At 73.5% G+C, this 362-nt stretch carries 1 pseudogene; it reads left to right on the plus strand.

The features are described 5' to 3' along the window. Positions 1 to 362, plus strand: a pseudogene (locus H926_RS33770) (ribonuclease); the annotation flags it as partial.

The following is a 362-nucleotide window of genomic DNA, read 5'->3' on the forward strand; positions in this document are numbered from 1 at the left end:
GCCTTGCCGGCACGCGGCGCGGCACGGTCCAGTTTGCCGACGGCGCCGTTGCCTTGGTCGATGGCCTGACGCCCGACCTACCCGAGGGGGCGAGCGGCGTGTTCCGCGTGACTCGCGCCGCCATTGCCGAAAAGGGCCGCACCAAGCTGCCGATGGCCCGCCCGGCTGCCCCGGGCGAAGAGGCCTGCCTTGCCCCTACCCTGGCGCAGCAACTGGCAGCCACCGGCCAACCCGTGCGCCTGGTCCACGCCACCGATCCCGCGCTCGACCAGGCCGGCTGGGATGACCTGATGGACGAGGCGATGAGCGGCGAGATCGCCTTCCCGCGCGGCGCCCTGTGCATCAGCCCGACCCCGGCGATG

The organism is Novosphingobium sp. B-7 (genome assembly GCF_000410615.1).
GTDB classification, from domain to species: Bacteria; Pseudomonadota; Alphaproteobacteria; order Sphingomonadales; family Sphingomonadaceae; genus Novosphingobium; species Novosphingobium capsulatum.